Source organism: Sphingomonas aurantiaca (assembly GCF_003050705.1).
Classification (GTDB): domain Bacteria; phylum Pseudomonadota; class Alphaproteobacteria; order Sphingomonadales; family Sphingomonadaceae; genus Sphingomonas; species Sphingomonas aurantiaca.
Map to the genome: position 1 here is coordinate 704830 of NZ_QAOG01000001.1, position 24836 is coordinate 729665.

Below are 24836 nucleotides of genomic sequence, written 5' to 3' on the forward strand. Positions count from 1 at the left end.
CCCGCGGGTTGTTCCGTCATTGCGCCGGATCGGTCTTCGAACTCGATCAGCCTTCATATTCGAGCATGATCGTGGCAAGCGGCGGCAGCGTCACCCACGCCGCGCCATTCTCCGCGACCACGCCGCCGAGATTGCCGAGCCCGCTGCCCCAATAGTCATGCGCGTCGCTGTTGATGATTTCGCACCAGCGCCCGTCGAGCGGCAGCGGGATGCGATAGGGTGCGCGCGCGATCGGCGTCATGTTGGCGATGATCGCGACCGGCTTCGCGCCGGGCGCCTTGCGCAGCCACGCGAAGACCGAATTAGCGGCATCGTCGGCGATCAGCCATTCGAAGCCCTCCGCCTCGCAGTCTCGGGCATGGAGCGCGGGCTTGTCGCGATAGACCGCGTTCAGGTCTCGGACGAGGTTGCGGATGCCTTCATGGCTGCGCGCGTTGCGCAGATCCCAGTCGAGCGCGCGGCCTTCGGACCATTCGCGCCGCTGCGCGAACTCCTGCCCCATGAAGAGCATTTTCTTGCCCGGATAGCCCCACATGAATGCGTAATAGGCGCGCAGGTTCGCGAATTGCTGCCAGTCGTCGCCGGGCATCTTCGTGAGCAGCGAGCCCTTGCCGTGGACCACTTCGTCATGGCTCAGCGGCAGGACGAAATTCTCGCTGAACGCATAGACGAGCCCGAAATTGATCTCGCCGTGATGATGCTTCCGGTGCAGCGGATCGCGCGCCATGTACTGGAGCGTGTCGTGCATGAAGCCCATGTTCCACTTGAACCCGAAGCCCAGGCCACCGCTCTTGCCGTCGTCGCCGACGGGGGCGGAGACGCCCGGCCACGAAGTCGATTCCTCGGCGATCGTGAAGATGCCGGGATGCTGGCCGTACACCGCGCGGTTCATGTCGCGCAGGAACGCGACCGCTTCCCAATTCTCGCGCCCGCCGGTGTCGTTGGGGATCCATTCGCCCGCCTCGCGCGAATAATCGCGGTAGAGCATCGACGCGACCGCATCCACGCGAAGCCCGTCGATATGATAGCGCTCGGCCCAGAACAGCGCGTTGTTGACGAGGAAGGACGATACCTCGCGCCGCCCGAAATTGTAGATCGCGGTGTTCCAGTCGGGGTGGAAACCGAGCCGCGGGTCTTCATGTTCGTACAGCGCGGTGCCGTCGAAATGCGCGAGCCCGAACGCGTCGGTCGGGAAATGCGCAGGCACCCAGTCGAGCAGCACGCCGATCCCCGCCAGATGCGCACCGTCGACGAACCGCGCAAAGCCCTCGACATCGCCGAACCGCGCGGACGGCGCGTACAGCCCGGTGGTCTGATAGCCCCAGCTCGGATCATAGGGATGTTCGCTGATCGGCATGAACTCGATGTGCGTGAAGCCCATCTCGACCACATACGGGATCAACCGGTCGGCGAGCGCATCCCAGGTCAGGAACCAGCCCTCGGCGTCGCGGTCCCAGGATCCGGCATGCACCTCGTAGATGCTGATCGGCACGCGGCGCGGATCGACCGAGGCCCAGTGCGCGCGGTGGCTCGTATCGGCCCATTCGTGCGCGAGCGTGCGCGTGATCGACGCGGTCGCGGGGCGCAGCTCGCTGGCAAAGGCGAACGGATCGGCCTTTAGAGGCTGGAGCCGGCCATCGGGGCCGACAATCTCGTATTTATACGCGCGATATTCGGCGATGTCGGGGATGAAGATCTCCCACACGCCGACGTCGCCGCGCTTGCGCATCGCGTGGCGGCGACCGTCCCAGTCGTTGAAGTCGCCGACTACCGAGACACGTTGCGCGTTGGGCGCCCAGAGCGCGAAATGGACGCCGTGCGCGCCTTCATGCTCGATCAGGTGCGCGCCCATCTTGTCGTGGAGGCGGTGGTGCGTGCCCTCGGCCATCAGCACGTCGTCGACGGGGCCGAGTACGGGGCCGAAGCTGTAAGGATCGGTCACCCACCAGTCCGCGCCGCCGCCCTCGGCATGATATTTCACCGGCTGCGGATCGCCGTCGATCGGCCCCTCGAACAGCCCGCGATCGTCGATCCGGGGGAGCGTGCCGAGCGCCGTGCCATCGAGTGCATGCGCCTCCGCGGTCGCCGCACCCGGCAGCCAGGCGCGCGCGAACGTGCCCCCGGGGCCGGCATGCACGCCGAGCAACGAGAAGGGGTCGTCGTGACGCCCCTCGATCAGGGCAACGATGGCGCCTTCGGGTGGCTTCACATTACCGTCCAGATATCGCGCGCATATTCGCGGATCGTGCGGTCGGACGAGAACCAGCCGACGCGCGCGACGTTGCGCACGGTCGAGGCGACCCACGCGTCGCGATCGTTCCAGCGCGTGTCGACGCTGCGCTGCGCGGTGGCATAGCTGTCGAAATCGGCGGCGAGCATGAACCAGTCGCCCTCGTACAGCCCGCCCATCAGCCCGGCATAACGCTGACGATCATCGGGCGAGAACACGCCCGAGGCGATCGCCGATACCGCCTGGCGCAGCTCGTTCGATCCGTCGATCACGCTACGCGGATCATAGCCCGCGGCCCGCTTCGCCTCGACCTCGTCCGCGGTCATGCCGAAGATGAAGATGTTGTCGTCGCCGACGCGGTCCTTGATCTCGATATTCGCGCCGTCGAGCGTGCCGATCGTCAGCGCGCCGTTCATCGCGAACTTCATGTTGCCGGTGCCCGACGCCTCGAGCCCCGCGGTCGAGATCTGTTCGCTGAGATCGGCGGCGGGAATGATCTTCTCCGCGAGCGACACATTGTAGTTGGGCAGGAACGCGACCTTGAGCAGCCCGCCGACCGACGGGTCCGCATTGATCCGGCGCGCGACGTCGTTCGCCAGTTTGATGACGAGTTTCGCATTGTGATAGCTCGACGCCGCCTTGCCCGCGAACAGCTTGACGCGGGGCGTCCAGTCGCGTTCCGGATGGCTGCGGATCTGATCGTACAGCGCAACCGTCTCGATGATGTTGAGCAGCTGGCGCTTATACTCGTGAATGCGCTTGATCTGCACGTCGAACAGCGCGTCGGGATCGATGCGCAGCCCCATGCTGTCCTTGATATGATTTGCCAATGCCACCTTGTTCGAACGCTTGACCGCCCAAAACCGCTCCCTGAAGGCGGAATCGTCGGCAAAAACATCGAGATCGATGAGCTTCTCCGCATCGTCGAGAAAGCCGTCGCCGATCGCGTCGCGGATCAGCGTGGTGAGGCCGGGATTGCACTGCTGGAGCCAGCGGCGCGGCGTGATCCCGTTGGTCTTGTTGTTGATCCGCGTCGGATACAGGCGGTGGAGATCGGCGAAGACCGTCTTCTTCATCAGCTGCGTATGCAGCGCTGCGACGCCGTTGACGCTGTGCGATCCGGCAAAGGCGAGATTGGCCATCCGCACGCGCCGTTCGCCACCCTCGTCGATCAGGCTGATCGCGGCGATCGCGCGGTCGTCGATGCCGTCCACGCCGCGTGCCTCGCGCAGCAGCCTTGCGTTGATCGCGTAGACGATCTGCATGTGGCGCGGCAGCAGTCGCTCGAACAGCGGCAGCGGCCAGCTCTCCAGCGCCTCGGGCAGCAAGGTGTGGTTCGTGTAGCCGAACGTCGCGCGCGTGATCTTCCACGCCTCGTCGAACGCGAATTCGTGATGATCGATCAGCAACCGCATCAGCTCGGCGACCGACACCGCAGGGTGCGTGTCGTTCAGCTGGATCGCGGCCTTGTCGGGCAGCGTGCGGATATCGCCGAAATACTGGATGTGGCGGCGGACGATGTCCTGGATCGACGCGGACGAGAAGAAATATTCCTGCCGCAGCCGCAATTCCTGCCCCGCCGCGGTCGAATCATTGGGATAGAGAACGCGCGTGAGCGTTTCGGCGCGGAGCTGATCGGCGAGCGCACCGGTGAAGTCGCCCGCGTTGAACCGGTCGAGCTTGATCGGATCGAACGCGCGGGCGGTCCACAAGCGCAACGTGTTGACGTGTTTGCCGCGCCAGCCGACGACGGGGGTATCGACCGCCATCGCCTCGACCGCTTCGGCCGGGCTCCAGTGGATCTGGCCGCTGTCGGTCGCGGTCACCTCGCCGCCGAAGCCAACGAAATAGGCGCTCTCGCGGCGTTCGAATTCCCACGGATTGCCGTGCGCGAGCCAGCTCTCGGGCATCTCGACCTGCCAGCCGTCGTCGATCCGCTGGCGGAACATGCCGTTCACGTAGCGGATGCCATAGCCGTAAGCCGGAAGCGCGAGGCTCGCCATGCTCTCCATGAAGCACGCCGCCAGCCGCCCAAGCCCGCCATTGCCGAGCGCCGCATCGGGCTCGATCTCCTCGAGCGCGGCGAGGTCAACGCCGTGCAGCGCGAGCGCACGCGTCACTTCGCGGCTGCGTTGCAGGTTCGTCACCGCGTCGCGCAACAGGCGGCCGATCAGGAATTCGAGGCTGAGATAATAGACGCGCTTGGCGCCGGCCGCATGCGCCGCCTTGGTCGACGCCATCCAGCGTTCGACGATGTCGTTGCGCACCGTCAGGATCGTCGCCGCAAGCCAGTCGTGCGGGAGCGCCGCCTGCGCATCCTTGCCGATCCGATGGACGAGCGTGTCGAGGATCGAATCGGCAAGATCCTGGGCGGTTGCCGTATTCTGGGTGGGCTGCTGTACGGCGATATCTGAGGTCACGCGGCTTCCGGCTTGGTTACGGTCGCCACAATCCTAGCCGTCCATGCGCGGTTGTCACGCGCGCTTCGGCTCGCCTGCAAGATAATCGGTATCTGGGGGGAGAGACGTCGACCGCGTGCAAGGCCGGTCGACATGGTCTGGGTAGACACTACCCGAGGGTAGTGGTGGACAGGGCTGGATTCGAACCAGCGTACGCTTGCACGGGCAGATTTACAGTCTGCTGCCTTTAACCACTCGGCCACCTGTCCAGATGAGCCGCTTATCAAAGCGAGGCGGCTCAATGGCGAAGCGAGCCCGGTGTGTCAACGCAGGTTTTGAGAAGTTTCGCGCTTCGCTGTTGCCGCGGGGGGAGAATGCCGACAAGGACGCCGCATACACAGACACGATCGAGAGCGAATATGGCACGCAAGGGACACAGGCCGAGCAAGGCGCCGGCAGGCCGCCCCCGCTTCTGGGGCAAGCACGCGGTTGGCGCCGCGCTGAACAATCCGGAGCGCACGGTGCGCAAGATCCTCGGCACGCGCGAGGCGCTGGCCGGGTTCGATCTGCCCGCCGACGTCCCCGTGACCTATGCCGAGGCAGCCGATCTGGCGCGGCTGGTGCCCGGCGATGCGCCGCACCAGGGCGTGGTGATCGAGGTCGAGCCGCTCGAGGACATGTGGCTCGCCGACCTGCTCGAGCATGGCAAGGACGATAATCGCCCGCTCGTGATCCTCGACGGCGTGACCGATCCACACAATGTCGGCGCGATCCTGCGCTCGGCGGCGGCGTTCGATGCGCTCGGCATCGTGACCCCCGATCGCAACGCACCACCCGAATCGGGGACGATCGCGCGCGCGGCATCGGGCGCGCTTGAGTCGGTGCCGTGGATTCGCGTCGTCAATCTGGCGCGTGCTCTCGAGGAGATCGCGGCGGCCGGCTTCTGGCGGATCGGGCTGACCGGCCACGCGACGCAGACGCTGGGCGAGGCGATGGGCACGCAGCGCATCGCGATCGTGCTCGGCGCCGAGGGCGAGGGCATGCGGCAGAATACCGAGCAGCATTGCGACGAGCTCGCCAAGTTGCCGATCTCGGAGAAGGTGGAGAGCCTCAACGTCTCGAACGCCGCAGCGATCGCGCTCTACGCGGTCACGACGCGGTGACCTGAGCTCCCTCTCCCCCTCGGGGAGAGGGAAGGGGCCCGCCGCGCTTGCGGTGGGAAGGGTGAGGGGTTTGAGGCTCGGGACACTCGTCCCAACGCCCCTCTCCCTTCCGTCGCCTACGGCTCCTCCCTCCCTCTCCCCGGAGGGGCGAGGGACTTGGGTCAGTCCTCTGCGGCGATGCGGACCTTTAGCCCGTCCAGCGCATCGGTCAGCTCGATCTGGCACGACAGTCGCGATCCCGCATCGCGGTCGCTGGTCGAATCGAGCAGGTCGTCCTCGTCCGGCCCCATGGGCTTCAGTTTGGCCGCAAAGTCCGGGTCGACATGGACGTGGCAGGTGGCGCACGAGCAGCAGCCGCCGCAAAGCGCCAGGATCTCGTCGATGCCGGCGTCGCGGATGACTTCCATCACCGAAAGCCCCGCTTCGCCCATGATCTCGCGTTCTTCCCCTTCGCGCGTCACGACGATAAGCTTGGGCATGTCATTCTCCGAAAAATCTTCCTCCGTTCATGCCGTTGCGCGGCGCCGGGATCAAGCATCATGGGCCTGAACGCCGACCAACTCAAAACCGCGATGGCGGCCCTGTGCGCGATCGAGCCCGCCTTTGCGGTGGCGGTCGGCAATGCCGGGCACCCCGCGCCGCGGATCAGCGAGCGCGGCTTTGCGACGTTGCTGCGCACCATCGTCGGCCAGCAGGTGAGCGTCGCCTCGGCGCAGGCGGTATGGACCAAGCTCGACACCGTGGTCGGCGGCGCGGGCGACCCCGCAAAGATCGCCGCCGCCAGCGACGAGACGCTACGCAGCGCCGGGCTGTCGCGGCAGAAGCTCGGCTATGCGCGCAGTCTTGCCGACGAGGTGACGAGCGGCCGGCTCGATCTGACCAACCTGCCCGAGGACGACGAGGAGGCGATCGCCGCGCTGGTCCGCGTCAAGGGGATCGGCCGCTGGTCGGCGGAGATATATCTGCTGTTCGCCGAAGGGCGGACCGACATCTGGCCCGCGGGCGACCTGGCGATCCAGATCGAGGTCGGTCGGATCCTCGGTCACGAGACCCGCCCGAGCGAGAAGCTGACGCGCGAGGTGGCGGAGGCGTGGCGCCCGCACCGCGGCGCGGCGGCGATCTTCGCCTGGCATCATTACCAGGCGGACATGAAGGTAATCTGAGGGGAGGTTTCCCCCCACTCCACGTCATCGCAGCGAAAGCTGGGATCTCCCCGTTCGAGCCGCGACGCCCGCCAATCGGGATACCCCAGCTTTCGCTGGGGTGACGGACGGGGAGCGGGCGACTTTGACGGTCCGCCTGGACGCAAGCGCTTGTTCCCGCTCGCCCCGTCCGGCAAAGCAGCCCCCGATGTCAGCGCCCAACCTGCCCGCCTCGGACTTCGCCAACTCGCTCGCCGAGAGTCATCGGACCATCGTCATTCCCGAGGGCGCGTCGTTCTGGCGGCGGCTGTTCGCCTTTGTCGGGCCGGGCTACATGGTCGCGGTCGGCTATATGGACCCCGGCAACTGGGCGACCGACATCGCCGGCGGGTCCGCGTTCGGCTATACCCTGCTGTCGGTGGTGCTGCTGTCGAACCTGATGGCGATGGTGCTGCAAGCGCTGTCCGCGCGGCTCGGGATCGTTGCCGGGCTCGATCTCGCCCAGGCCTGCCGCGCGCACTATTCGAAGCCGGTTTCGGTCGCGCTCTGGTTCTTCTGCGAAATCGCGATCATCGCCTGCGATCTCGCCGAAGTGCTCGGTACCGCGATCGCGCTGAAGCTGCTGTTCGGGTTCCCGCTGATCTACGGCGTCGCGATCACCGTGCTCGACGTGTTCCTGATCCTCGCGCTGCAACGCTTCGGGTTCCGCAAGCTCGAGGCGTTCGTCGTCGCGTTGCTGGTCATCATCGCCGGCTGCTTCGTGTTCGAACTGTTCCTCGCGCGCCCCGACATGGCGGGCGTGCTGAGCGGGCTGGTGCCGACGACGCAGATCGTCACCAACCCGGCGATGCTCTACATCGCGATCGGCATCCTCGGTGCGACCGTGATGCCGCACAATCTCTACCTCCACTCGTCGATCGTCCAGACGCGCGCGTTTGCGCGGGACGAGGCGGGCAAGCGCGACGCGATCACGATGGCGACGATCGACGGCACCGTCGCGCTGGGCCTCGCCTTCTTCATCAACGCCGCGATCCTGATCCTCGCGGCGGCGACCTTCCATGTCGCGGGGCGCACCGACGTCGCGGAGATCGATCAGGCGTATGAACTGCTCGCGCCGATGCTCGGCATGGGGGCGGCGAGCGTCCTGTTCGCAGTCGCGCTGCTGGCGTCGGGGCAGAACTCGACGGTGACGGGCACGCTCGCGGGGCAGATCGTGATGGAGGGCTTCCTCAACCTGCGCATGCCCGTCTGGGCGCGGCGACTGGTGACCCGGCTTCTCGCTATCGTTCCCGCGGTGTTCGTGATTGGTGCGACGGGCGATTCGGGCGCGACGAAATTGCTGGTGCTGAGTCAGGTCGTGCTCAGCCTCCAGCTGCCGTTCGCGGTCGTGCCGCTCGTCAAGTTCACCGGCGACCGCACGATCATGGGTGATCTGGTAAGCCCGGCCTGGCTGAAGATCCTCGCCTGGGGAATCGCCGCGGTGATCATCGGGCTGAATGCGACGCTGTTGGTCGGAATGCTCTAGGCGACCGGCGCACCGGCGTTGGGGAGGCTGGCGTCCTTGGCGGGCTTCTTAGCGAACAGCGCGCGATCTGCCGGCCCGAACGCGTATTTCCACAGGATGTAGAGATAGGTCGCAGCGATGGCAGGCTCGCCGACGGCCAGTTCGACCCATTCGTAGCGCTTGGGAAGCGCGGTGAACCCCGCCCCAACGACGATCGCCGCGAGCGCGGCCCAGACCAGCGGCCAGCGCCACGGCGACACGTTCGCGCCCAGCAGGTGACCGAGCAGCTTGGACTTGATGATCGACGTCAGCGCCACCGACAGCATCAGCGCGATCGCCGGCCCCGCTGCCTGGTAGTTGACCGGATAGCCCAAGCGACGGATCGCGAAGATCAGCGCAAAGCTCAGGGCGATCTGGAAGGCGAGCATCGCCGCCGAGATCATCAGGTTGCGGTGGCGCGCGATGTAGACGAGCGCCGATTCGCAGACCGCACCGGTCGAGGCAAGGAATTCGGCCGTCAGCAGGAACGCGAGCGCGGCGGTGCCCGCGACGAACTGCGGGCCAACCACGCCCATTACCGCCTCGCCGGGGATCGAGCCCATCAGCGCAAGACCGCCTTGCGCGGCCATGATCCAGAACGCGACCTGGCGGACCTGATTGGCGATCGCGGCGCGGTCGTTGATCGCGAGGCTGTGCGTGATGACGGGGCCGAGGATCGGATCGAAGCTGGTCTTCAGCTTCTGCGGCAGGGATGCGACCTGCTGCGCCATGTAGTAGATGCCGACGACCTTCGGCTCGAACATCACGCCGAGGATGAAGCGGTCGACGTTGCGGCTGCCCCATTCGAGGATGTCGGCACCGGCAAGCGGCACGTTGGCGCGCGCGAGCGCGTAGAGCGGGCGCAGATGCGGCGACCAGCCGCGCGGCACGCCGTAGCTGCGCAGGAACGGCACGAGGCTCGCGATCAGCGCCGCGGTCATCGACGCGACATAGCTGAGCACGAGCCCGTCGCGGATCGTGAAGTAGGAGAAGGCCCAGGCGGCGATCGAGATCGTCCATGGCTCGACCACCGCGCGCGCGGTCACCGCTGCCTTGACGTTGAGGCGATAGGCGAGGGCTGCAAGGCTGACGTCGGACCAGGCGATCGCGACGATGATCAGCGGCAGGAACCGGTCCAGCCCGGTGATCGCGCTGTTCGGGTACATGATCTGCGGGAAGGTGCAGAGGACGGCGCTGGCGATGAGCGAGGCGACGAAGGCGACCGCCATCGCATCCCACACGACGTTGGCGTGCGGGCGATCCGCGCTGCTGAGCGCCTGTGCGAGCCCGCGCTTGAGGCCAAGCGTCGCCAGCAACGCGGCGAGTTCGACCACCACGACCGCGATCGCGAACCGGCCGACCAGGTCGGGCCCGTAGATGCGACCGGCGATGAACAGGAACGGGATGCGCGCGGCGAGGCGGAGGACGAAGCCCGCGATGTTGGTGCGACCGCCCTTGGCGAGCGTGTCGATATCCTGCGTGGATTCGGTCACGGGCGGGCGCCGTTGGTGCGGCGCGCGGCGGCAAAGCCGCGTCGTCGGTCGGAGCAAGCGCTCCGCCGGCCGCGCTTGTGCGAGTCAGCCGGGCGCGGCCGGCTGCCGCCCTGCGCGATCAATGTGCCGCGCCCCAGCTCAGGCCGGTGCCGATTTCGATGCCGAGCGGCACGTCGAGCGTGACCGCCGGCGTCGCGGCGTTGGCCATCACGCGTTCGATCACGGGCTTGGCCGCCTCGACATCGCCCTCGGGCAGTTCGAACACGAGTTCGTCGTGGACCTGGAGCAGCATGCGCACGTTGGGCAGCCCGGCTTCGAGCAGTGCAGGGCCCATGCGGACCATCGCGCGCTTGATGATGTCCGCGCTCGTCCCCTGGATCGGGGCGTTGATCGCGGCGCGCTCGGCGCCCTGGCGTTCGTGCTGGATCTTCGAGCGGATCCGCGGGAAATGCGTTTTCCGCCCGAACAGCGTCGTCGTGAACCCTGTAGCGCGGACGCTTTCGGTGGTGTCGACGATGTAGCTGGAGATGCCGGGGAAGCGATCGAAATAGCGGTCGATCATCGCCTGCGCCTCGTCCGCGCTCACGTCGAGCCGACCGGCGAGCCCCCAGCGCGAGATGCCGTAGAGGATCGCGAAGTTGATCGTCTTGGCGCGGCCGCGCGTGTCGCGGTTGACCTCGCCGAACAGCTCCTGCGCGGTGAGGCTGTGGATGTCGTCGCCGTTCGCGAACGCCTGCTTCAGCGCAGGCACGTTGGCCATGTGCGCGGCCAGCCGCAGCTCGATCTGCGAGTAATCGGCGGCGAGGATGACGTTGCCGGGCTCGGCGACGAACGCGTCGCGGATCTGGCGGCCGATCTCGGTGCGGATCGGGATGTTCTGGAGATTGGGATCGGTCGACGACAGCCGCCCTGTCTGCGCGCCGGTCAGCGAGTAGGAGGTGTGGACGCGGCCTGTCGCCGGGTTGATCTGCGCCTGCAACGCATCGGTATAGGTCGATTTCAGCTTCGACAGCTGGCGCCAGTCGAGCACCTTGCGCGCGATTACCGCGCCGGGCGAATCCTTGTCCGCAGCGATCCGTTCGAGTTCGGTGACGTCGGTCGAATAGACCCCGGACTTGCCCTTGCGGCCGCCCTTGATCCCCATCTTCTCGAACAGCACGTCGCCAAGCTGCTTCGGGCTGCCGATCGTGAACGGCGCGCCAGCGAGCGCGTGGATCTCGGTTTCGAGGCTCGCCATCTGGCCGGCGAACTCGGTCGAGAGCCGCGACAGCTTCGCGGCGTCGACCTTGATCCCGTGCATCTCCATCTGCGCGATGACGGGGACGAGTGGGCGGTCGACCATCTCGTAGACGCGGGTCGAGCCCTCGGCGGGCAGGCGGCGCTTGAACCGGCGCCAGAGGCGGAGCGTCACGTCCGCGTCCTCGGCGGCATAGTGGGTCGCGGCCTTGAGGTCGATTTCGTTGAAGGTCCGCTGCGACTTGCCGGTGCCGACCACGTCCTTGAACGCGATGCAAGTGTGAGAGAGGTGCGTGGCGGCGAGTTCGTCCATGCCGTGGCCGTGCAGCCCTGCGTCGAGATCGAAGCTCATCAGGATCGTGTCGTCGAACGGCGCGATCGTCACGCCGCCGGTGGCCGCATAGGCGCGGGCGAGGACGATCATGTCGTATTTGAGATTGTGGCCGATCTTCAGGATGCTCGGATCCTCCAGCAACGGCTTCATCTTCGCGAGCACGATCGCGCGGTCTATCTGGACCGGGTTTTCCGCGAGCAGATCGGTGCCGCCATGCGCGATAGGAACGTAGCAGGCGAGGTTCGGATGCAGCGCCAGGCTGATTCCGACGAGATCCGCGCGCGTCGCGTCGATCCCGGTCGTCTCGGTGTCGATCGCGATCCAGCCCTGGTGCCGCGCGATCGTGATCCAGCGATCGAGCGCGGCTTCGTCGACCACCGTTTCATAGTCGTCGTGCTTGCAGGGCTCGTCTGCGTCCATGTCCGCCACGACGGGCGACTCGGCGACCGGCGCCTCGGCCACTGCCGACAATTTGGCGATCAGCGACTTGAAGCCGTGATGCTCGAGGAACGCGCGCAAGGGTGCGTCGGGGATGCCCTTGAGCTCGAGATCCTCGAGCGGCTCGGGCAGCGCGACGTCGCATTTGAGCGAGACGAGCACCTTCGACAGCCGGGCCATCTCGGCATGCTCGATCAGATTGTCGCGCAGCTTGCTCTTCTTCATGCCGTCGGCGGCGGCGAGCACCGATTCGAGATCGCCATGCTCGAGGATCAGCTTGGCGGCGGTCTTGGGGCCGACGCCGGGGACGCCGGGCACGTTGTCGACGCTGTCGCCCATCAGCGCGAGCACGTCGCCGAGCTGCGCGGGCGTAATGCCGAAGAACTTCTCCGCGACATGCTCGGGGCCGAGCCGGCGGTTGTTCATCGTGTCGTACATGTCGAGCCCGGGCTCGATCAGCTGCATCAGGTCCTTGTCCGACGAGACGATCGTGACCGACCAGCCCTGCGCCAGCGCCGCCTTCGAGTAACAGGCGATGATGTCGTCGGCCTCGAGCCCCTCGGTCTCGATGCACGGCAGCGAGAAGGCGCGCGTGGCGTCGCGGATCATCGGGAATTGCGGGATCAGATCGGCGGGGGCGGGGGGCCGCTGCGCCTTGTACTTGTCGTAGAGATCGTTGCGGAAGGTCTTCGACGACTTGTCGAGGATGACCGCCATGTGCGTGGGGCCGTCGGCGGCGTGGACCTCGTCCGCGAGCTTCCACAGCATGGTGGTATAGCCATAGACCGCGCCGACCGGCTCGCCATGCTTGTTGGTGAGCGGCGGCAGCCGGTGATAGGCGCGGAAGATATAGCCGGAGCCGTCGACGAGATAGAGATGGGGCATCGCGCGCGGTCTAGCGGATGCGGGGGCGCGGACCAATGGGCGAAGCGTGGTTGTTGGGTATCAGGTGGGGAGAAAAGCGATGGGGTGTTGGGGGGGGCTACTCGTTCCGAACCGAGTACTGCCGCTAGCCAAGCACCACCCCGGCGAAGGCCGGGGCCCAATCGGGGGACGGTGATGACGGAGCGGTGCGCGTCGTCACGACAACCTTTCCATTTGGACCCCGGCCTTCGCCGGGGTGGAGGCATAGGCTTGGAGAATGCTGCGTCGCTTTCCCGCTACGTTCTACCAACCTGTTCTCCCGCGAAGGCGGGAGTCCAGGGGTCGCAGGCGGTATCGTATGTGGCTCCTGGGCCCCCGCGGTCGCGGGGGAACAAGTGTTACTTCTTGATTAGGCCGATCTCGACCAGTCTTTCGTACAGGTAGTCGTGTGCGGTGATCGGCGTCGGGTAGCGGTTCGCATTGTCCGGCGTGATCGTGCCCGGCAGCGTCTCGATCAGGAAATCGGGGGCGGGATGCAGGAAGAACGGCATCGAATAGCGCGAATGGCCGCGGCGTTCGGGCGGCGGGTTGACGACGCGGTGCGTGGTCGACGGCAGCACGTTGTTGGTCAGCCGCTGGAGCATGTCGCCGACGTTGACGACCATCGCGCCCTCGGGCGGCTTGATCGACAGCCAGCGACCGTTCGCGCGGTCGAGCAGTTCGAGCCCGGCTTCCTCGGCGCCGAGCAGCAGCGTGATGAGGTTGATATCCTCATGCGCGCCGGCGCGGACGCCTTCGGCATCGGCGGGGATCGGCGGGTAGTGGAGCAGGCGCAGGATGCTGTTGCCGTCCTTGACCGCGGGATCGAACCAGTCGGGCTTCAGCTTCAGGTGGCGTGCGATCGCCGACAGCAGCTTGTCGCCCGCGCGGTCGAACGCGGCGAACAGCTCGAGGAACACCGGCTTGAAGCCCTCCGGCCGCGTCGGCCAGACGTTCGGGGCCATCGTGTCCGCATAGCGATGACCCTCGGGCAGCTCGCGACCGACGTGCCAGAACTCCTTGAGGTCGACGACCTTGGCGTCCTTGGCGATCTCGGTCTTGAACGGCGTGTAGCCGCGCGCACCGCCGCCGCCGGCGATGTGATAGCCGCGCTTCTCGTCCTCGGGCAGGTCGAACAGCAGTTTCGTCTCGGCCCAGGCGCGCTCGATCAGGTCGGCGGGGATGCCGTGATCGGCGACGATCGCAAAGCCGAACCGTTCGAACGATTCGCCGAACGCGGCGGCAAAGCCATCGGGGTCGGTGTCCTGCGTGGCGAGGCTGAGCGTCGGGACCTGGGCGGCGGGCGTGTCGAGCATGGGGTGCGTGTCCGGATTGGTGGCCGTCCGATATAGGCGCTCGGGGAAGCCGTGCCAAATGCTAGGGTTAGCGCGAACCGAGATTTCGACCGCCCCCCTGGTTTGAAGGGCAGGGATGTCAGGGCCGCGCTATTTTGCGTCAGCCGCTGATGACGATCGTGCCCGTCGCCTTGTCCGCGCCGTCGGGGGCAAGTTCGAGGCGGAAGGGCTTGTTGTCGTCGGTCGTGCCGATCAGGTTCTGGCCGTCCGCATGGACCTGGTAGCCGACCTTGCCGAGGCGTTGCGCGAACCAGTCGCGGACGATCGCTGGGGTGGCGGGAGCCGCAAACGCGACGCGGAGCCCGCCGGTCTTGTCGTCACCGACGATGTTCAGCGTCTTGATCGACGACCCCGGATACAGCCGCACGCCGTTCAGGTCGAAATCGCCGGCATTGACCTTGATCTTCGGCAGCTTCACCGAGCCCTGGAAGCCGGGGACGTTGATCTTCATCTCGCCCGTCTCGCCGTTGATCGCGCCAAGGACATTGCCGCCATCGGCGTTGATCGACACCGATGCGCCCTCGTTCGACCGGTCGCAGGCGGACAGCGCGAACAGGCCGGCGGTGGCAAGCAGAAGGGGGCGGAACATGGCGGTCTCCCAAGTGTGTTGCGATCGCAATACAGATAGGGCGCACGGCCCGATCCCGCAATCGGGCATGCCCGGCACGGATTGCGCCGGTTGACGGGTTCCGCAAGACAGCCCGAGCGGGTAAGGCGCTGGCATCATGCAGACCCAGGACCCCCAATCCGACGCGCCGGCGATGCGTGGCGCGCCGATCGGCTTCGTCGAGTTCGTCGCGCTCGTCGCGTCGCTGATGTCGCTGACCGCACTCGGAATCGACTCGATGCTGCCGGCGCTCCCGGCGATCGGCGACTCGCTCGGCGTCGCGTCGGAGAACGGCCGACAGTTCGTCGTGACCGCGTTCATCATCGGCTTCGGCGTCGCGCAGCTCGTCCATGGCCCGCTCGCGGACCGGTTCGGGCGGCGGACCGTGCTGCTCTGGTCGCTGGCGCTCTACATCGTCGCGAACGTGGCGTGCGCCACCGCGGGAAGCTTCACGCTGTTGCTGGCGGCACGGGTGTTCGGCGGTGCGGTGATCGCAGCGGCGCGGGTGGCGACGATCGCGCTGGTGCGCGATTGCTATCATGGGCGGGCGATGGCGCGGGTCATGTCGATCGCGTTCATGGTGTTCATGATCGTGCCGATCCTGGCGCCGACGTTCGGCTGGACGGTGCTGCAGTTCGGCGACTGGCGCGCGATCTTCTGGACCGTCGCGGTGCTGACGCTGGGCGTGCTCGTCTGGTTCTATCTCCGCATGCCCGAGACGCTGGCGCCCGAGAACGTCCTGCCGATCACGCCGAGCCGGATCTTCAGCGACTGGCGGCAGACGCTCGGCGACCGCAATTCGCTCGGCTACACGCTCGCCTCGACCGCGCTGATGGGCGCGTTGTACGGCTATCTCAATTCGATCCAGCAGGTCATGGCGGACGTGTTTCACAAGCCCGGCCTGCTCGCGCTGATCTTCGCGACGACGTCGGTGACGATGGCGGCGTGCAACCTGCTCAACTCGCGCATCGTCATGCGGCTGGGGACCCGGCTGATCAGCCATGGCGCGCTGTCGGTGCTGATCCTGGTGTCGCTGGTCCATCTGTTCGCGATCGAGATCGGGTTCGAGACGCTGGTGAGCTTTGCGATCTTCCAGGCGCTGACGCTGGGCTGTTTCGGGCTGGCGACGTCGAACTTTTCGGCGATGGCGATGGAGAATATGGGGCGGATCGCGGGTACCGCATCGAGCGTGCAGGGGTTCCTGAGCGTCACCGTGGGCGCGGTCATCGGCGCGGTGATCGGGCAGGCGTTCGACGGGACCACCGTGCCGCTGGTCGCAGGCTTTCTGATCGCCGGGATCGCCGCGCTGGTCGCCATCCTCGTCACCGAGCGCGGGCGGTTGTTCCGGCCGGCATCCACGGCGCCGACGCGCGCTTGAAGGAACCACCGCGCACGTCCACCGTTCGCATCGGGTAGGCCCGCACCGTGCGGGCGTCCTGGAACGAGGGAGTGTGACCATGGGCGGACATCAGGTGCCGAGTGCCGGATCGGGCGACGACGGCTATGACGAAGAAGGCTATGACGAGAGCCAGCGCGCCGAGATCCTCGAGGCCACGCGCAATGGACCGAGCGACGGCGTCATCCTGACCGACCTCGATCCCGACCTGGGCGAGGACGACACGGACGACGAGTCGATCGACGAGACCGCGATGGACTCCGAAGAGGTCGGCGAGACCGATTCCTCGGTCACGATGGACGAGGACGACATGGACGAGGACGACGTCCAGGACGAACTCGATGACGGCAGCATCGACGAGGACGAGGATCTCAAGGACGCCGACGACGTCGCGCTGAAGCCCTGAACGATCCGCGACGCGCCCGGACTGGGTGCGTCGCTATTCCCCCGCGTTCGCGAGCACAGCGAGGTCGCGGGGATCGAATGTCGCGCCGGTCGCATCGGTAGGCTGCGCGGCAGTCCGGTCCGGCATCGTCTTGGGCTGCGGTTCCGGCGCATCGCCAGCGACGTCGTATGCGGTCCACAGGATCCCCGCGGACCAGAACAACGCCGCCCAACGGCTGCGGAAAAGCCTCGAAAATCCCATTCATGCTGCATTGCACACGGGATCTCACCGGCGTGTGAAGCGACAGCGTTAACGGCGGCGCAGGCTGATTTTTGCCACTTTTCCGCTGTCTTTCGACCCGGTTCCGGGTGCCGCCGCCATAGTTCGTTCATCAAAGCGACAGGAACCGTTGCTGTAACGCAACACTCGGGAAGAGTTCCCCGATTGTGACGTTTTTTGTGCAACCTTGTGCCCGCCGGCCTGTTTCGACTTGCCTGGACCAACCGGCGCACCGTGCAGTCGGGGATCCACGCAACACTCGAGATAAGGTCACACGCATGCGTAAGCTTTCCCTGGCAATCGCCCTCGCCGCCGCAACGGTCGCAGTCCCCGCCTTCGCGCAGGACATGTCGGCACCGGCCCCCACCGACAACAGCGCGCAGCCCGGCGAAGCAGCAGCGCCCGACGGCTCGAAGGCTTTCGGCATCGAGCCGTATTTCGGCGTGATGGGCGGCTGGGAGCAGTTCGACAACGAGCGTGGCCATGGCATCCCGCAGGCGCTGAACGCTGACAACTCGCTCCGTCGCGGCTACAAGCCCTCGGGCTCGCTGGTCCAGGGCGTGCTCGGCGTGAACGTGCCGCTCGGCCCGGTCTTCGTCGGCGCAGAAGGCAACGTGATCAAGGGTATCGATGGCAACATCGATTGGGAATATGGCGCAGCAGGCCGTTTCGGTTTCCGCGCTGGCGACAGCGGCCTGTTCTACGGCAAGGTCGGCTACCAGTGGGTCAACTTCGACCACTTCTCGGCACGTTCGACCAACGGTGGCAACACCGGTCGTGACTACAGCGCGATCACCTACGGCATCGGCGCAGAAGTCGGTCCGCAGAGCATTGGCCTGAAGGGCATCACCGGCAACGCAGGCTTCCGCATCCGCGCCGAGGTCAACACCTTCGGCGACGCGCAGAGCTTCCGTCCGATGCTCGGCATCATCACGCACTTCTAAGCCCTTGCCTCGCAAGAGGGAATTGCTTGACGCGTGACAGGGGCGGGGAGTGGCTAGGGCCATTCCCCGCCCTTCGTGCGTCTGGCGTCCACGGTGTCGCGAGCGAGTGAAGTAGAGGAAGTAGAGACGCTGGCACGACGTTCGTCGGAGCATGTGCGTGGCGCCGGTCCGGACCGGATGTGCGCTGGTTGTGCCGTGTCGTGCCATGCGTCGACCTAAGCATGGCGACCTCGTGTAGGACACCGAAATCCCGGGCATTTCGGGGCAGTGCACGGCTTGGCGCGGACCATTCAGCCCGCCGATGCGGTCGGCGCGATGTTCACGATGCGTTCGCCTCATTTCTGACTCCGCCTGGCGCAAGTCGAACGGTCGGACAGGTGACATACGCGCGCGCGCGCGTACGCGCGGGGGACGATGGAGTATGTCTTTGATTTCATGCGGTTGCTGAGCGGCGATCGCGCGGGCGCCACGCGTCGCGGCGGGTCGGGCCGCACGGCCGCGCCCGGTGTCCTGCTACAGCTCCGCCTAGTGTTCTACGGCGTGCTGATCGGTCTGATGATGCCCGTCATCCGCCAGATCGACTGGTCGGCGCTGGTGCCGCCGGGGCTGAAGATCGAATGGCCGACCGGATTCGGGATCGCCTGGCCTGCCGGGCACCTGCGCGTCCCCGGCGGCTGGAGCAAGGCGGCGGACGCGGCTGCGGCGGGGGCTAAGGCGGACGCGTCGTCGGCCGCTGCTGCCGCTGCCGGGGCTGCCACCACCGCTACGGGCGCGCTCGCCACCGCGGCGGGCGTCGCGAGCGCGGCGTCGACCGCGGCCGCGCTCGCCTCGGCGCTGTCGGGCAGCAAGCCCGTATCGACGCGCTTTACGATCTGCGGCCATGCCAAGCGGATCGACTGCATGGTCGACGGCGACACATTCTGGATGGCAGGCACCAAGATCCGCATCGCCGACATCGACACGCCGGAGACGCACCCGCCGCGCTGCGCGCGCGAAGCGCGGCTCGGGCAGGCTGCGACGGTGAAGATGCAGGCGCTGCTCAATGCCGGCCCGTTCACGCTGGTCCCGATCAAGCGCGACGTCGACCGCTACGGCCGCAAGCTCCGCCTCGTCGAGCGCGATGGCAAGTCGCTGGGTGCGGAACTGGTCCGCCACGGCCTCGCGCGGCAGTATGGCGGGGGGAAGCGCTCGCCCTGGTGTGGGTGGGCGTGAGGTCGCTTTTCGGGCGACGGGTTTTGGCGTAACGTCGCAACGATGACGCGCGAGAAGGCCCTGTTCGAGACCAGCGATTCTGCGTTGGAAGCGGAAGCCGACGCGCGTGCCGATGCCGATGTGCGGAATGGTCGACTGATCAGCCACGACGCGGTCAAGCGCTGGCTGTCGTCCTGGGGATCGGCCAAGCCGCTGCCTCGGCCGCGGGTCGGCGATTAGTTTTCGGATCGTCTGGACGGACGACGCGGTTGCCAATCTGGAGGCGATCGTAACCTATATCTCGGCCTTCAACCCAGCTGCTGCCGGTGCGCTGGCCGATCGGTTTATCGAGGTTGCAGATAGTTTAGGGGTGTTTCCCTATCGCGGTCGCGACGTCGGCGGCGGGCGGCGGGAGACGACGACGGTCTGGCCGTACGTCCTGCGTTACCGCGTTGTGGAAAACGCGGTCATCATCTTGCGCGTACGCCACGGGGCTAGAGACGATGAGGCAGGATGAGCGACCGGGACAAGGTTCGGCTGGTCGAGCGTGGCTATGATGCGTGGAAGCGCGCGAAGATCGAGCGCGGGTTGGCGCAGGCACAGGACCGATCCGCGATGATCCCGGTCGAACAGGTGTTGCGCGATCTCTCTTGAAATCCGAGCAACGCGCGGGCGCGGCGGTGTCGCGAAATCGAGGGCGGTGGGTTTGTGGACAGGCGGACCCCGCAACAGATACCCCGGTCTAACCCACTCGACCCTGTACCCATCGTCATCCCCGCGCAGGCGGGGAACCATATCCTCAACGGGTCGCGATTCCGCCGTGAAGCCAGCGAGTATGGGTTCCCGCCTTCGCGGGAATGACGATGTATGGGCGGACGATATAAGGGCCGAAGAGGTTCGTAGTGACGGAGTATGGGCGCGCGGCTGCGGTCAGCCCCTCAGGCGGCATCGCAAGTGAGCGCGCCGTTGGCCGCCAAGCGCTGGTGCAGCGCGTCTGCGGACAGTTCGAACCCGTTGGGCCAAGCCAGAGCGCCGTCTTCGATGAAGGCGCGGGCGAAATAGGCTGGGTCGCCTAAGGGGCGCGTCATCACGGTATCACGCGCGATGAGAGCGGCGGCCGACCAACGTGCCGCCGATCCGTCCGTGAACGTCAGTTCGAGCGTGTCGGTACCTGTGACGGTCAGTCTGGCGAGTTTAATCATCGAGGTCAGCACTGGCGATCATCTCCAGCGGAAGCAGGTGCACGCCGCGCTGCCAGTTTGGTATGAGTTCGGCCCAATGGTCGAGAGCCCACTGGCAGGGCGCAGCCTTACTTCTACCTTGAAAGCAGTTAGCTTTTCATCGGCGGCTTCCCTGCTGCTACTAATTTTGCTGCCAGATTCGCGCGCTGTTTGGCTGCCTTGGCCGGTGCAACGTAATAATGGTCAAATAGATCTAATAGTAATTGTAGGCACCACTCCGCTTCGCCCTCTTCAACTTCCACAACTTGGAGCGTTGTTTGATCTGTAATAGGGTGCGCTGAAAAATTGCCAAAATTGCGAATTGCATCAATATTTTCGCGTAAAGACGACGGAAGGGCCTTAGCTGCATCGGCTTCGGATAGGGCCGACTCGATCTGCTTCATAAGATCGCGGCCCGTATAGCTGTGCGACGAAAGTATTCCCTGGAGGCAGCGGCGAGCTAAGGCTGCCGAAGCTTTTGGGCTTATGGGTAAAACCTCATTGGCTTCTGAGTAGTCCAAAGAAATTGATTTCGGTACATCTGGCGGAGGTGGCGGAAACGGCCCTGTTCGCGGGTAAGACCTTAGTACGGAGTAAACAGTAGGTCCGTTGTAAAATGTCAGCTCGACTGTCGCGCCCTTGCAGTTAGGGCAAGTATGAACTGTCCCGTTAATGCCTAAAGGGTTGCCCGCATTGTCGCCTCCAACCATAACTGGCGAATTGTATGTGGTCAGATTGGTTGAAGCGCTGCTTGGATAAATATCGTGCAGGCAATGCGGGCATTTCATAATCGTTTACTCCGCAGCAACTGAATCTGAAAACATGTCCCGAACCTCACTCAGGTCCACGTTCGCCGCAGGCCCCTTCTTCGCGGTCTGGCGCTTGTCGAACGAGTCCCAGACGTCGTTCCACTGGCCCTTGGTCGCGGCCTTCGAATATTCGGTGGCGCGCTGTTCGAAGAAGTTCGCGTGCTCGACGCCGTTGAGCATCGGGGCGAGCCAGGGCAGCGGGTGCTCGTCGATCATGTAGATCGGCTTGAGACCGAGCTGGGTCATGCGCCAGTCGGCGATGAAGCGGATATACTTCTTGATCTCCTTGGGGGTCATGCCGTTGACCGGGCCCATTTCGAAGGCGAGATCGATGAAATTGTCCTCGAGGCGGATCGTCGTCTGGCAGACGTCGGCGATGTCGTCCTTGACCGCCTTGGTCAGGCACTGGCGCTCCTGACAGAAGGTGTGGAACATCTTGATGATGCCCTCGCAGTGCAGGGACTCGTCGCGGATCGACCAGGTGACGATCTGGCCCATGCCCTTCATCTTGTTGAAGCGCGGGAAGTTCATCAGCATCGCAAACGACGCGAACAGCTGGACGCCCTCGGTGAAACCACCGAACATCGCGAGCGTACGCGCGATGTCCTGGTCGTTCTCGACGCCGAAATTCTGCATGTAATCATGCTTTTCCTTCATCTCGGCATATTCGAGGAAGGCGCCATACTCGCTCTCAGGCATGCCGATCGTGTCGAGCAGATGGCTGTAGGCGGCGATGTGGACCGTCTCCATGTTGCTGAACGAGGTCAGCATCATCTTGATCTCGGTCGGCTTGAACACGCGGCCGTACTTCTCGTGGTAGCAATCCTGCACCTCGACATCGGCCTGCGTGAAGAAGCGGAAGATCTGCGTGAGCAGGTTGCGCTCGTGGTCGCTGAGCTTCTGCGCCCAGTCGCGGCAATCCTCGCCCAAGGGCACTTCCTCGGGGAGCCAGTGGAGCTGCTGCTGGCGCTTCCAGAATTCGAACGCCCAGGGGTATTCGAACGGCTTGTACTGCTTGGAGGCGTGAAGGAGGGACATGGGGTAAGCCTTTCGGGAAATCTGTCGTAAACTGGGGAAACTGGTGGGTTAGCGGTGCGTCATATCTGCGTGCTCCATCGCCACATCGCGGCGGCGGACATGGCGAGGACGATCGCGCCCGAGGTGAGCATGATGCCGATCATCCTGAACGCATAAGTCTGCGGTTCGGTGATCGTCGGCGAGCGCAGCCGCAAAAGAAGCACGGAGCCGACGATTCCGAGCACGGCCGCGACCGCGAACATGATAGCTGAACCATACGTCATGCGACCAACTCGCGCGGCGCGCGTTCAGCACCCGTATTCAACACAGGAGAACGACCATGGTCGATGCAACCCAGATTCAGGAACATGCCGAAGTCATCGGTGCGGACGGCGTCCATGTCGGCACCGTCGACAAGGTCGAAGGCAACCGCATCAAGCTGACCAAGAAGGACTCGGGCGCGCAGGTCAACGAGGGCACCGGCAGCCATGAAGGGCATCATCACTTCATCTCGCTCGGGCTGGTTGCGGATATCGAGGACGGCAAGGTCCGCCTTTCGGCCAACGCCGACGTGGCGGTGACGTTCGAAGAAGAGGCCTGACACGCTGGCGGTACGCGTAACGCGTGCCGCCGAGCCTGCTTGAACCCCGGTCCGCGTCGTGCGGGCCGGGGTTTTTTGCGTCAGGCCGCAGCGAAGGGCCTTACTGACAGGCAAGGCACTCATCGTAATCCTTCGATTCCACGTCGATCTGACGCAGGTCGATGGTGTTGTCCGCCTCGACCCCGCCTGCGAACCCGGCGCGCTGCACCGACTTCGAGCGCAGATAATAGAGCGACTTGATGCCGAGCTCCCACGCGCGGAAGTGGAGCATCAGCAGGTCCCACTTTTCCACGTCGGCCGGGATGAACAGGTTCAGCGACTGCGCCTGGTCGATATAGGGCGTGCGATCGGCGGCGAGCTCGAGCAGCCAGCGCTGGTCGATCTCGAACGAGGTCTTGTAGCAGTCCTTTTCCTCGACCGAGAGGAAGTCGAGATGCTGGACCGACCCGCCCTGTTCGAGGATCGAGTTCCACACCGCATCCGAGTTCTTCGACTTCTCGGCGAGCATCTTCTCGAGATACGGGTTCTTGATCGAGAAGCTGCCCGAGAGCGTCTTGTGCGTGTAGATGTTCGCGGGGATCGGCTCGATGCATGCCGACGTGCCGCCGCAGATGATGCTGATCGATGCGGTCGGGGCGATCGCCATCTTGCAGCTGAACCGCTCCATCGCGCCGACATCGGCGGCATCGGGGCAGGGCCCGCGCTCGATCGCGAGCTGCATCGAGGCTTCGTTCGCCTGGCTGCTGATGTGCTTGAACATCCGCAGGTTCCACGACTTCGCCATCGCGCCCTCGAACGGGATGCCGCGTGCCTGGAGGAAGCTGTGGAAGCCCATGACGCCGAGGCCGACCGAGCGCTCGCGGCCCGCCGAATAGGCGGCACGTTCCATGCCGGGCTCGTGGCGGTCGATATAATCCTGGAGCACGTTGTCGAGGAAGCGCATGACGTCCTCGATCAGGCCCTTCTCGTCCTTCCACTGATCCCAGGTTTCGAGGTTCAGCGACGACAGGCAGCACACCGCGGTCCGCTCGTTGCCGAGGTGATCCTTGCCGGTCGGCAGCGTGATCTCCGAGCACAGGTTCGAGGTCGAGACCTTGAGGCCGAGCTCGCGGTGATGCTTCGGCATCGCCTTGTTCACGTGATCGGCGAAGACGATGTACGGCTCGCCGGTCTGGAGGCGGGTCTCGACGAGTTTCTGGAACAGCGAGCGCGCGTCGACGGTGGCGCGGATCGCCTGGTCCTTCGGGCTGCGCAGATGCCATTCCTCGCCATTGCGCACGGCTTCCATGAAGTCGTCGGTGATCAGCACGCCGTGGTGCAGGTTCAGAGCCTTGCGGTTGAAATCGCCCGAGGGTTTGCGGATCTCGAGGAATTCCTCGATCTCGGGGTGCGAGACGTCGAGATAGACCGCGGCCGACCCGCGGCGCAGCGAGCCCTGGCTGATCGCGAGCGTCAGCGAATCCATGACGCGGACGAACGGGATGATGCCGCTGGTCTTGCCGTTGAGGCCGACCGGCTCGCCGATGCCGCGGACATTGCCCCAATAGGTGCCGATGCCGCCGCCGCGCGAGGCGAGCCAGACATTCTCGTTCCAGGTGTCGACGATGCCGCCGAGGCTGTCGGGGACCGAGTTCAGATAGCAGGAGATCGGCAGGCCACGACCGGTGCCGCCGTTCGACAGAACGGGGGTGGCGGGCATGAACCAGAGCTTCGAGATCGCGTCGTAGAGGCGCTGCGCATGGCCGGCGTCATCGGCATAGGCCGACGCGACGCGGACGAACAGGTCCTGGTAGCTCTCGCCCGGGAGCAGATAGCGGTCCTTGAGCGTGTCCTTGCCGAACTCGGTCAGCAGCGCGTCGCGGCTGTGATCGACCTCGACCGGGTAGATCTGCGCGCGCACGGAGTGGCTGTCCTGCGCCTGGCGCGGCGCCTTGGGGGCCTCTGCTGCAGGCGTTTCGGTGGTCTGTTCGATCGTATCTGTGGTCATGTCGCTATCCCGGCTGCTGTTTCTGAAATCCATCGAAACCGCTCCTAGTGTTCTGTATTCGTTCGAATCGGTCGCCTGTCGCCATGCTACCATCGGACGGGCCCAAACGGGAGAACAAAAAGTGACCATCGCGGCGGTGGAAGGCGCGCTTACGGTCAAATCGC

24 protein-coding genes and 1 tRNA gene are annotated in these 24836 nt (G+C 65.4%); 11 read left to right on the plus strand and 14 right to left on the minus strand.

All coding sequences use genetic code 11. The features are described 5' to 3' along the window. Positions 1-46 precede the first annotated feature (46 nt). The 3 genes from glgB to C8J26_RS03335 form a co-directional block, all read right to left on the minus strand. Positions 47-2209, minus strand: coding sequence for a 1,4-alpha-glucan branching protein GlgB (gene glgB, locus C8J26_RS03325; RefSeq protein WP_107956693.1), 2163 nt, complete (start codon positions 2207-2209; stop codon positions 47-49). Beyond that, complete coding sequence (locus C8J26_RS03330) at positions 2206-4638, minus strand: glycogen/starch/alpha-glucan phosphorylase (RefSeq protein ID WP_107957039.1); 2433 nt, start codon at positions 4636-4638, stop codon at positions 2206-2208. The genes glgB and C8J26_RS03330 overlap by 4 nt, the downstream gene beginning before the upstream one ends. Positions 4639-4812: 174 nt before the next feature. Continuing rightward, positions 4813-4898 (minus strand) — tRNA-Tyr (locus C8J26_RS03335). A 150-nt stretch (positions 4899-5048) separates the two neighbouring features. Between C8J26_RS03335 and rlmB the strand changes: the two genes are divergently transcribed. Then, positions 5049-5792, plus strand: coding sequence for a 23S rRNA (guanosine(2251)-2'-O)-methyltransferase RlmB (gene rlmB, locus C8J26_RS03340; protein ID WP_055881478.1), 744 nt, complete (start codon positions 5049-5051; stop codon positions 5790-5792). Positions 5793-5953: 161 nt separating this feature from the next. Here the strand turns inward: rlmB and C8J26_RS03345 are convergent, their stop codons facing one another. Then, positions 5954-6271, minus strand: a complete 318-nt coding sequence (locus C8J26_RS03345; protein ID WP_056412212.1) for a 2Fe-2S iron-sulfur cluster-binding protein — start codon at positions 6269-6271, stop codon at positions 5954-5956. Between the two features lie 60 nt (positions 6272-6331). Here C8J26_RS03345 and C8J26_RS03350 point away from each other — a divergent pair, with 60 nt between their 5' ends. Together C8J26_RS03350 and C8J26_RS03355 are read left to right on the plus strand one after the other, a co-directional pair. Next, positions 6332-6955, plus strand: a complete 624-nt coding sequence (locus C8J26_RS03350) for a DNA-3-methyladenine glycosylase family protein (protein ID WP_107956694.1) — start codon at positions 6332-6334, stop codon at positions 6953-6955. Between the two features lie 187 nt (positions 6956-7142). Further along, positions 7143-8459 (plus strand): Nramp family divalent metal transporter, encoded by a 1317-nt coding sequence (locus C8J26_RS03355; protein WP_107956695.1) that lies wholly within the window; start codon positions 7143-7145, stop codon positions 8457-8459. On the opposite strand, the gene C8J26_RS03360 is transcribed toward C8J26_RS03355, so the two are convergent. From C8J26_RS03360 to C8J26_RS03375, 4 genes are all read right to left on the minus strand, one after another. Then, positions 8456-9970: a lipopolysaccharide biosynthesis protein gene (locus tag C8J26_RS03360; RefSeq protein ID WP_107956696.1), complete on the minus strand. Its 1515-nt coding sequence runs from the start codon at positions 9968-9970 to the stop codon at positions 8456-8458. The genes C8J26_RS03355 and C8J26_RS03360 overlap by 4 nt on opposite strands. Positions 9971-10088: 118 nt before the next feature. Continuing rightward, entirely contained in the window at positions 10089-12863 is a 2775-nt protein-coding gene (gene polA / locus C8J26_RS03365; RefSeq protein WP_107956697.1) for a DNA polymerase I, read from the minus strand. A 377-nt stretch (positions 12864-13240) separates the two neighbouring features. After that, complete coding sequence (locus C8J26_RS03370; RefSeq protein WP_107956698.1) at positions 13241-14197, minus strand: isopenicillin N synthase family dioxygenase; 957 nt, start codon at positions 14195-14197, stop codon at positions 13241-13243. Between the two features lie 139 nt (positions 14198-14336). After that, the gene (locus tag C8J26_RS03375) at positions 14337-14825 is read right to left on the minus strand and encodes a hypothetical protein (RefSeq protein ID WP_107956699.1); all 489 of its coding nucleotides are present in this window, start codon (positions 14823-14825) and stop codon (positions 14337-14339) included. A 136-nt stretch (positions 14826-14961) separates the two neighbouring features. Between C8J26_RS03375 and C8J26_RS03380 the strand changes: the two genes are divergently transcribed. Next, positions 14962-16221: a multidrug effflux MFS transporter gene (locus C8J26_RS03380; protein ID WP_056412187.1), complete on the plus strand. Its 1260-nt coding sequence runs from the start codon at positions 14962-14964 to the stop codon at positions 16219-16221. Positions 16222-16300: 79 nt separating this feature from the next. Continuing rightward, positions 16301-16645 carry a hypothetical protein gene (locus tag C8J26_RS03385; RefSeq protein ID WP_056412184.1) on the plus strand — a complete coding sequence of 115 codons (345 nt, stop codon included), beginning with the start codon at positions 16301-16303 and terminating at the stop codon, positions 16643-16645. Positions 16646-16678: 33 nt separating this feature from the next. Here C8J26_RS03385 and C8J26_RS03390 read toward each other — a convergent pair whose 3' ends face one another. Then, a complete protein-coding gene (locus C8J26_RS03390; RefSeq protein WP_107956700.1) occupies positions 16679-16885 on the minus strand; it encodes a hypothetical protein in 207 nt (68 codons plus the stop codon). Positions 16886-17181: 296 nt separating this feature from the next. Between C8J26_RS03390 and C8J26_RS03395 the strand changes: the two genes are divergently transcribed. The 5 genes from C8J26_RS03395 (at position 17182) to C8J26_RS20375 (ending at position 19692) form a co-directional block, all read left to right on the plus strand. Further along, positions 17182-17847, plus strand: a complete 666-nt coding sequence (locus tag C8J26_RS03395) for an outer membrane protein (protein ID WP_056412176.1) — start codon at positions 17182-17184, stop codon at positions 17845-17847. 414 nt (positions 17848-18261) lie between these two features. Next, positions 18262-19059 (plus strand): thermonuclease family protein, encoded by a 798-nt coding sequence (locus C8J26_RS20795; RefSeq protein WP_244185134.1) that lies wholly within the window; start codon positions 18262-18264, stop codon positions 19057-19059. Between the two features lie 42 nt (positions 19060-19101). Then, complete coding sequence (locus C8J26_RS03405) at positions 19102-19278, plus strand: CopG family transcriptional regulator (protein WP_244185135.1); 177 nt, start codon at positions 19102-19104, stop codon at positions 19276-19278. A 7-nt stretch (positions 19279-19285) separates the two neighbouring features. Beyond that, positions 19286-19555, plus strand: coding sequence for a type II toxin-antitoxin system RelE/ParE family toxin (locus tag C8J26_RS03410; RefSeq protein WP_279628930.1), 270 nt, complete (start codon positions 19286-19288; stop codon positions 19553-19555). Next, entirely contained in the window at positions 19552-19692 is a 141-nt protein-coding gene (locus tag C8J26_RS20375) for a hypothetical protein (RefSeq protein WP_167398764.1), read from the plus strand. The genes C8J26_RS03410 and C8J26_RS20375 overlap by 4 nt, the downstream gene beginning before the upstream one ends. A 284-nt stretch (positions 19693-19976) precedes the next feature. On the opposite strand, the gene C8J26_RS03415 is transcribed toward C8J26_RS20375, so the two are convergent. The 4 genes from C8J26_RS03415 to C8J26_RS03430 all read right to left on the minus strand — a co-directional run bounded on the left by C8J26_RS03415 (position 19977) and on the right by C8J26_RS03430 (position 22368). Beyond that, the gene (locus C8J26_RS03415; protein WP_208631311.1) at positions 19977-20252 is read right to left on the minus strand and encodes a DUF2442 domain-containing protein; all 276 of its coding nucleotides are present in this window, start codon (positions 20250-20252) and stop codon (positions 19977-19979) included. Between the two features lie 116 nt (positions 20253-20368). Then, entirely contained in the window at positions 20369-21046 is a 678-nt protein-coding gene (locus tag C8J26_RS03420) for a DUF4145 domain-containing protein (protein ID WP_333998710.1), read from the minus strand. Positions 21047-21052: 6 nt separating this feature from the next. Continuing rightward, positions 21053-22105, minus strand: a complete 1053-nt coding sequence (locus tag C8J26_RS03425) for a ribonucleotide-diphosphate reductase subunit beta (protein ID WP_107956703.1) — start codon at positions 22103-22105, stop codon at positions 21053-21055. Positions 22106-22164: 59 nt separating this feature from the next. After that, positions 22165-22368, minus strand: coding sequence for a hypothetical protein (locus tag C8J26_RS03430; RefSeq protein ID WP_107956704.1), 204 nt, complete (start codon positions 22366-22368; stop codon positions 22165-22167). Between the two features lie 56 nt (positions 22369-22424). Between C8J26_RS03430 and C8J26_RS03435 the strand changes: the two genes are divergently transcribed. Next, positions 22425-22685, plus strand: a complete 261-nt coding sequence (locus tag C8J26_RS03435) for a DUF2171 domain-containing protein (RefSeq protein WP_055881432.1) — start codon at positions 22425-22427, stop codon at positions 22683-22685. A gap of 100 nt (positions 22686-22785) precedes the next feature. On the opposite strand, the gene C8J26_RS03440 is transcribed toward C8J26_RS03435, so the two are convergent. Then, entirely contained in the window at positions 22786-24672 is a 1887-nt protein-coding gene (locus tag C8J26_RS03440) for a ribonucleoside-diphosphate reductase subunit alpha (RefSeq protein ID WP_425275390.1), read from the minus strand. Positions 24673-24836 lie beyond the last annotated feature (164 nt).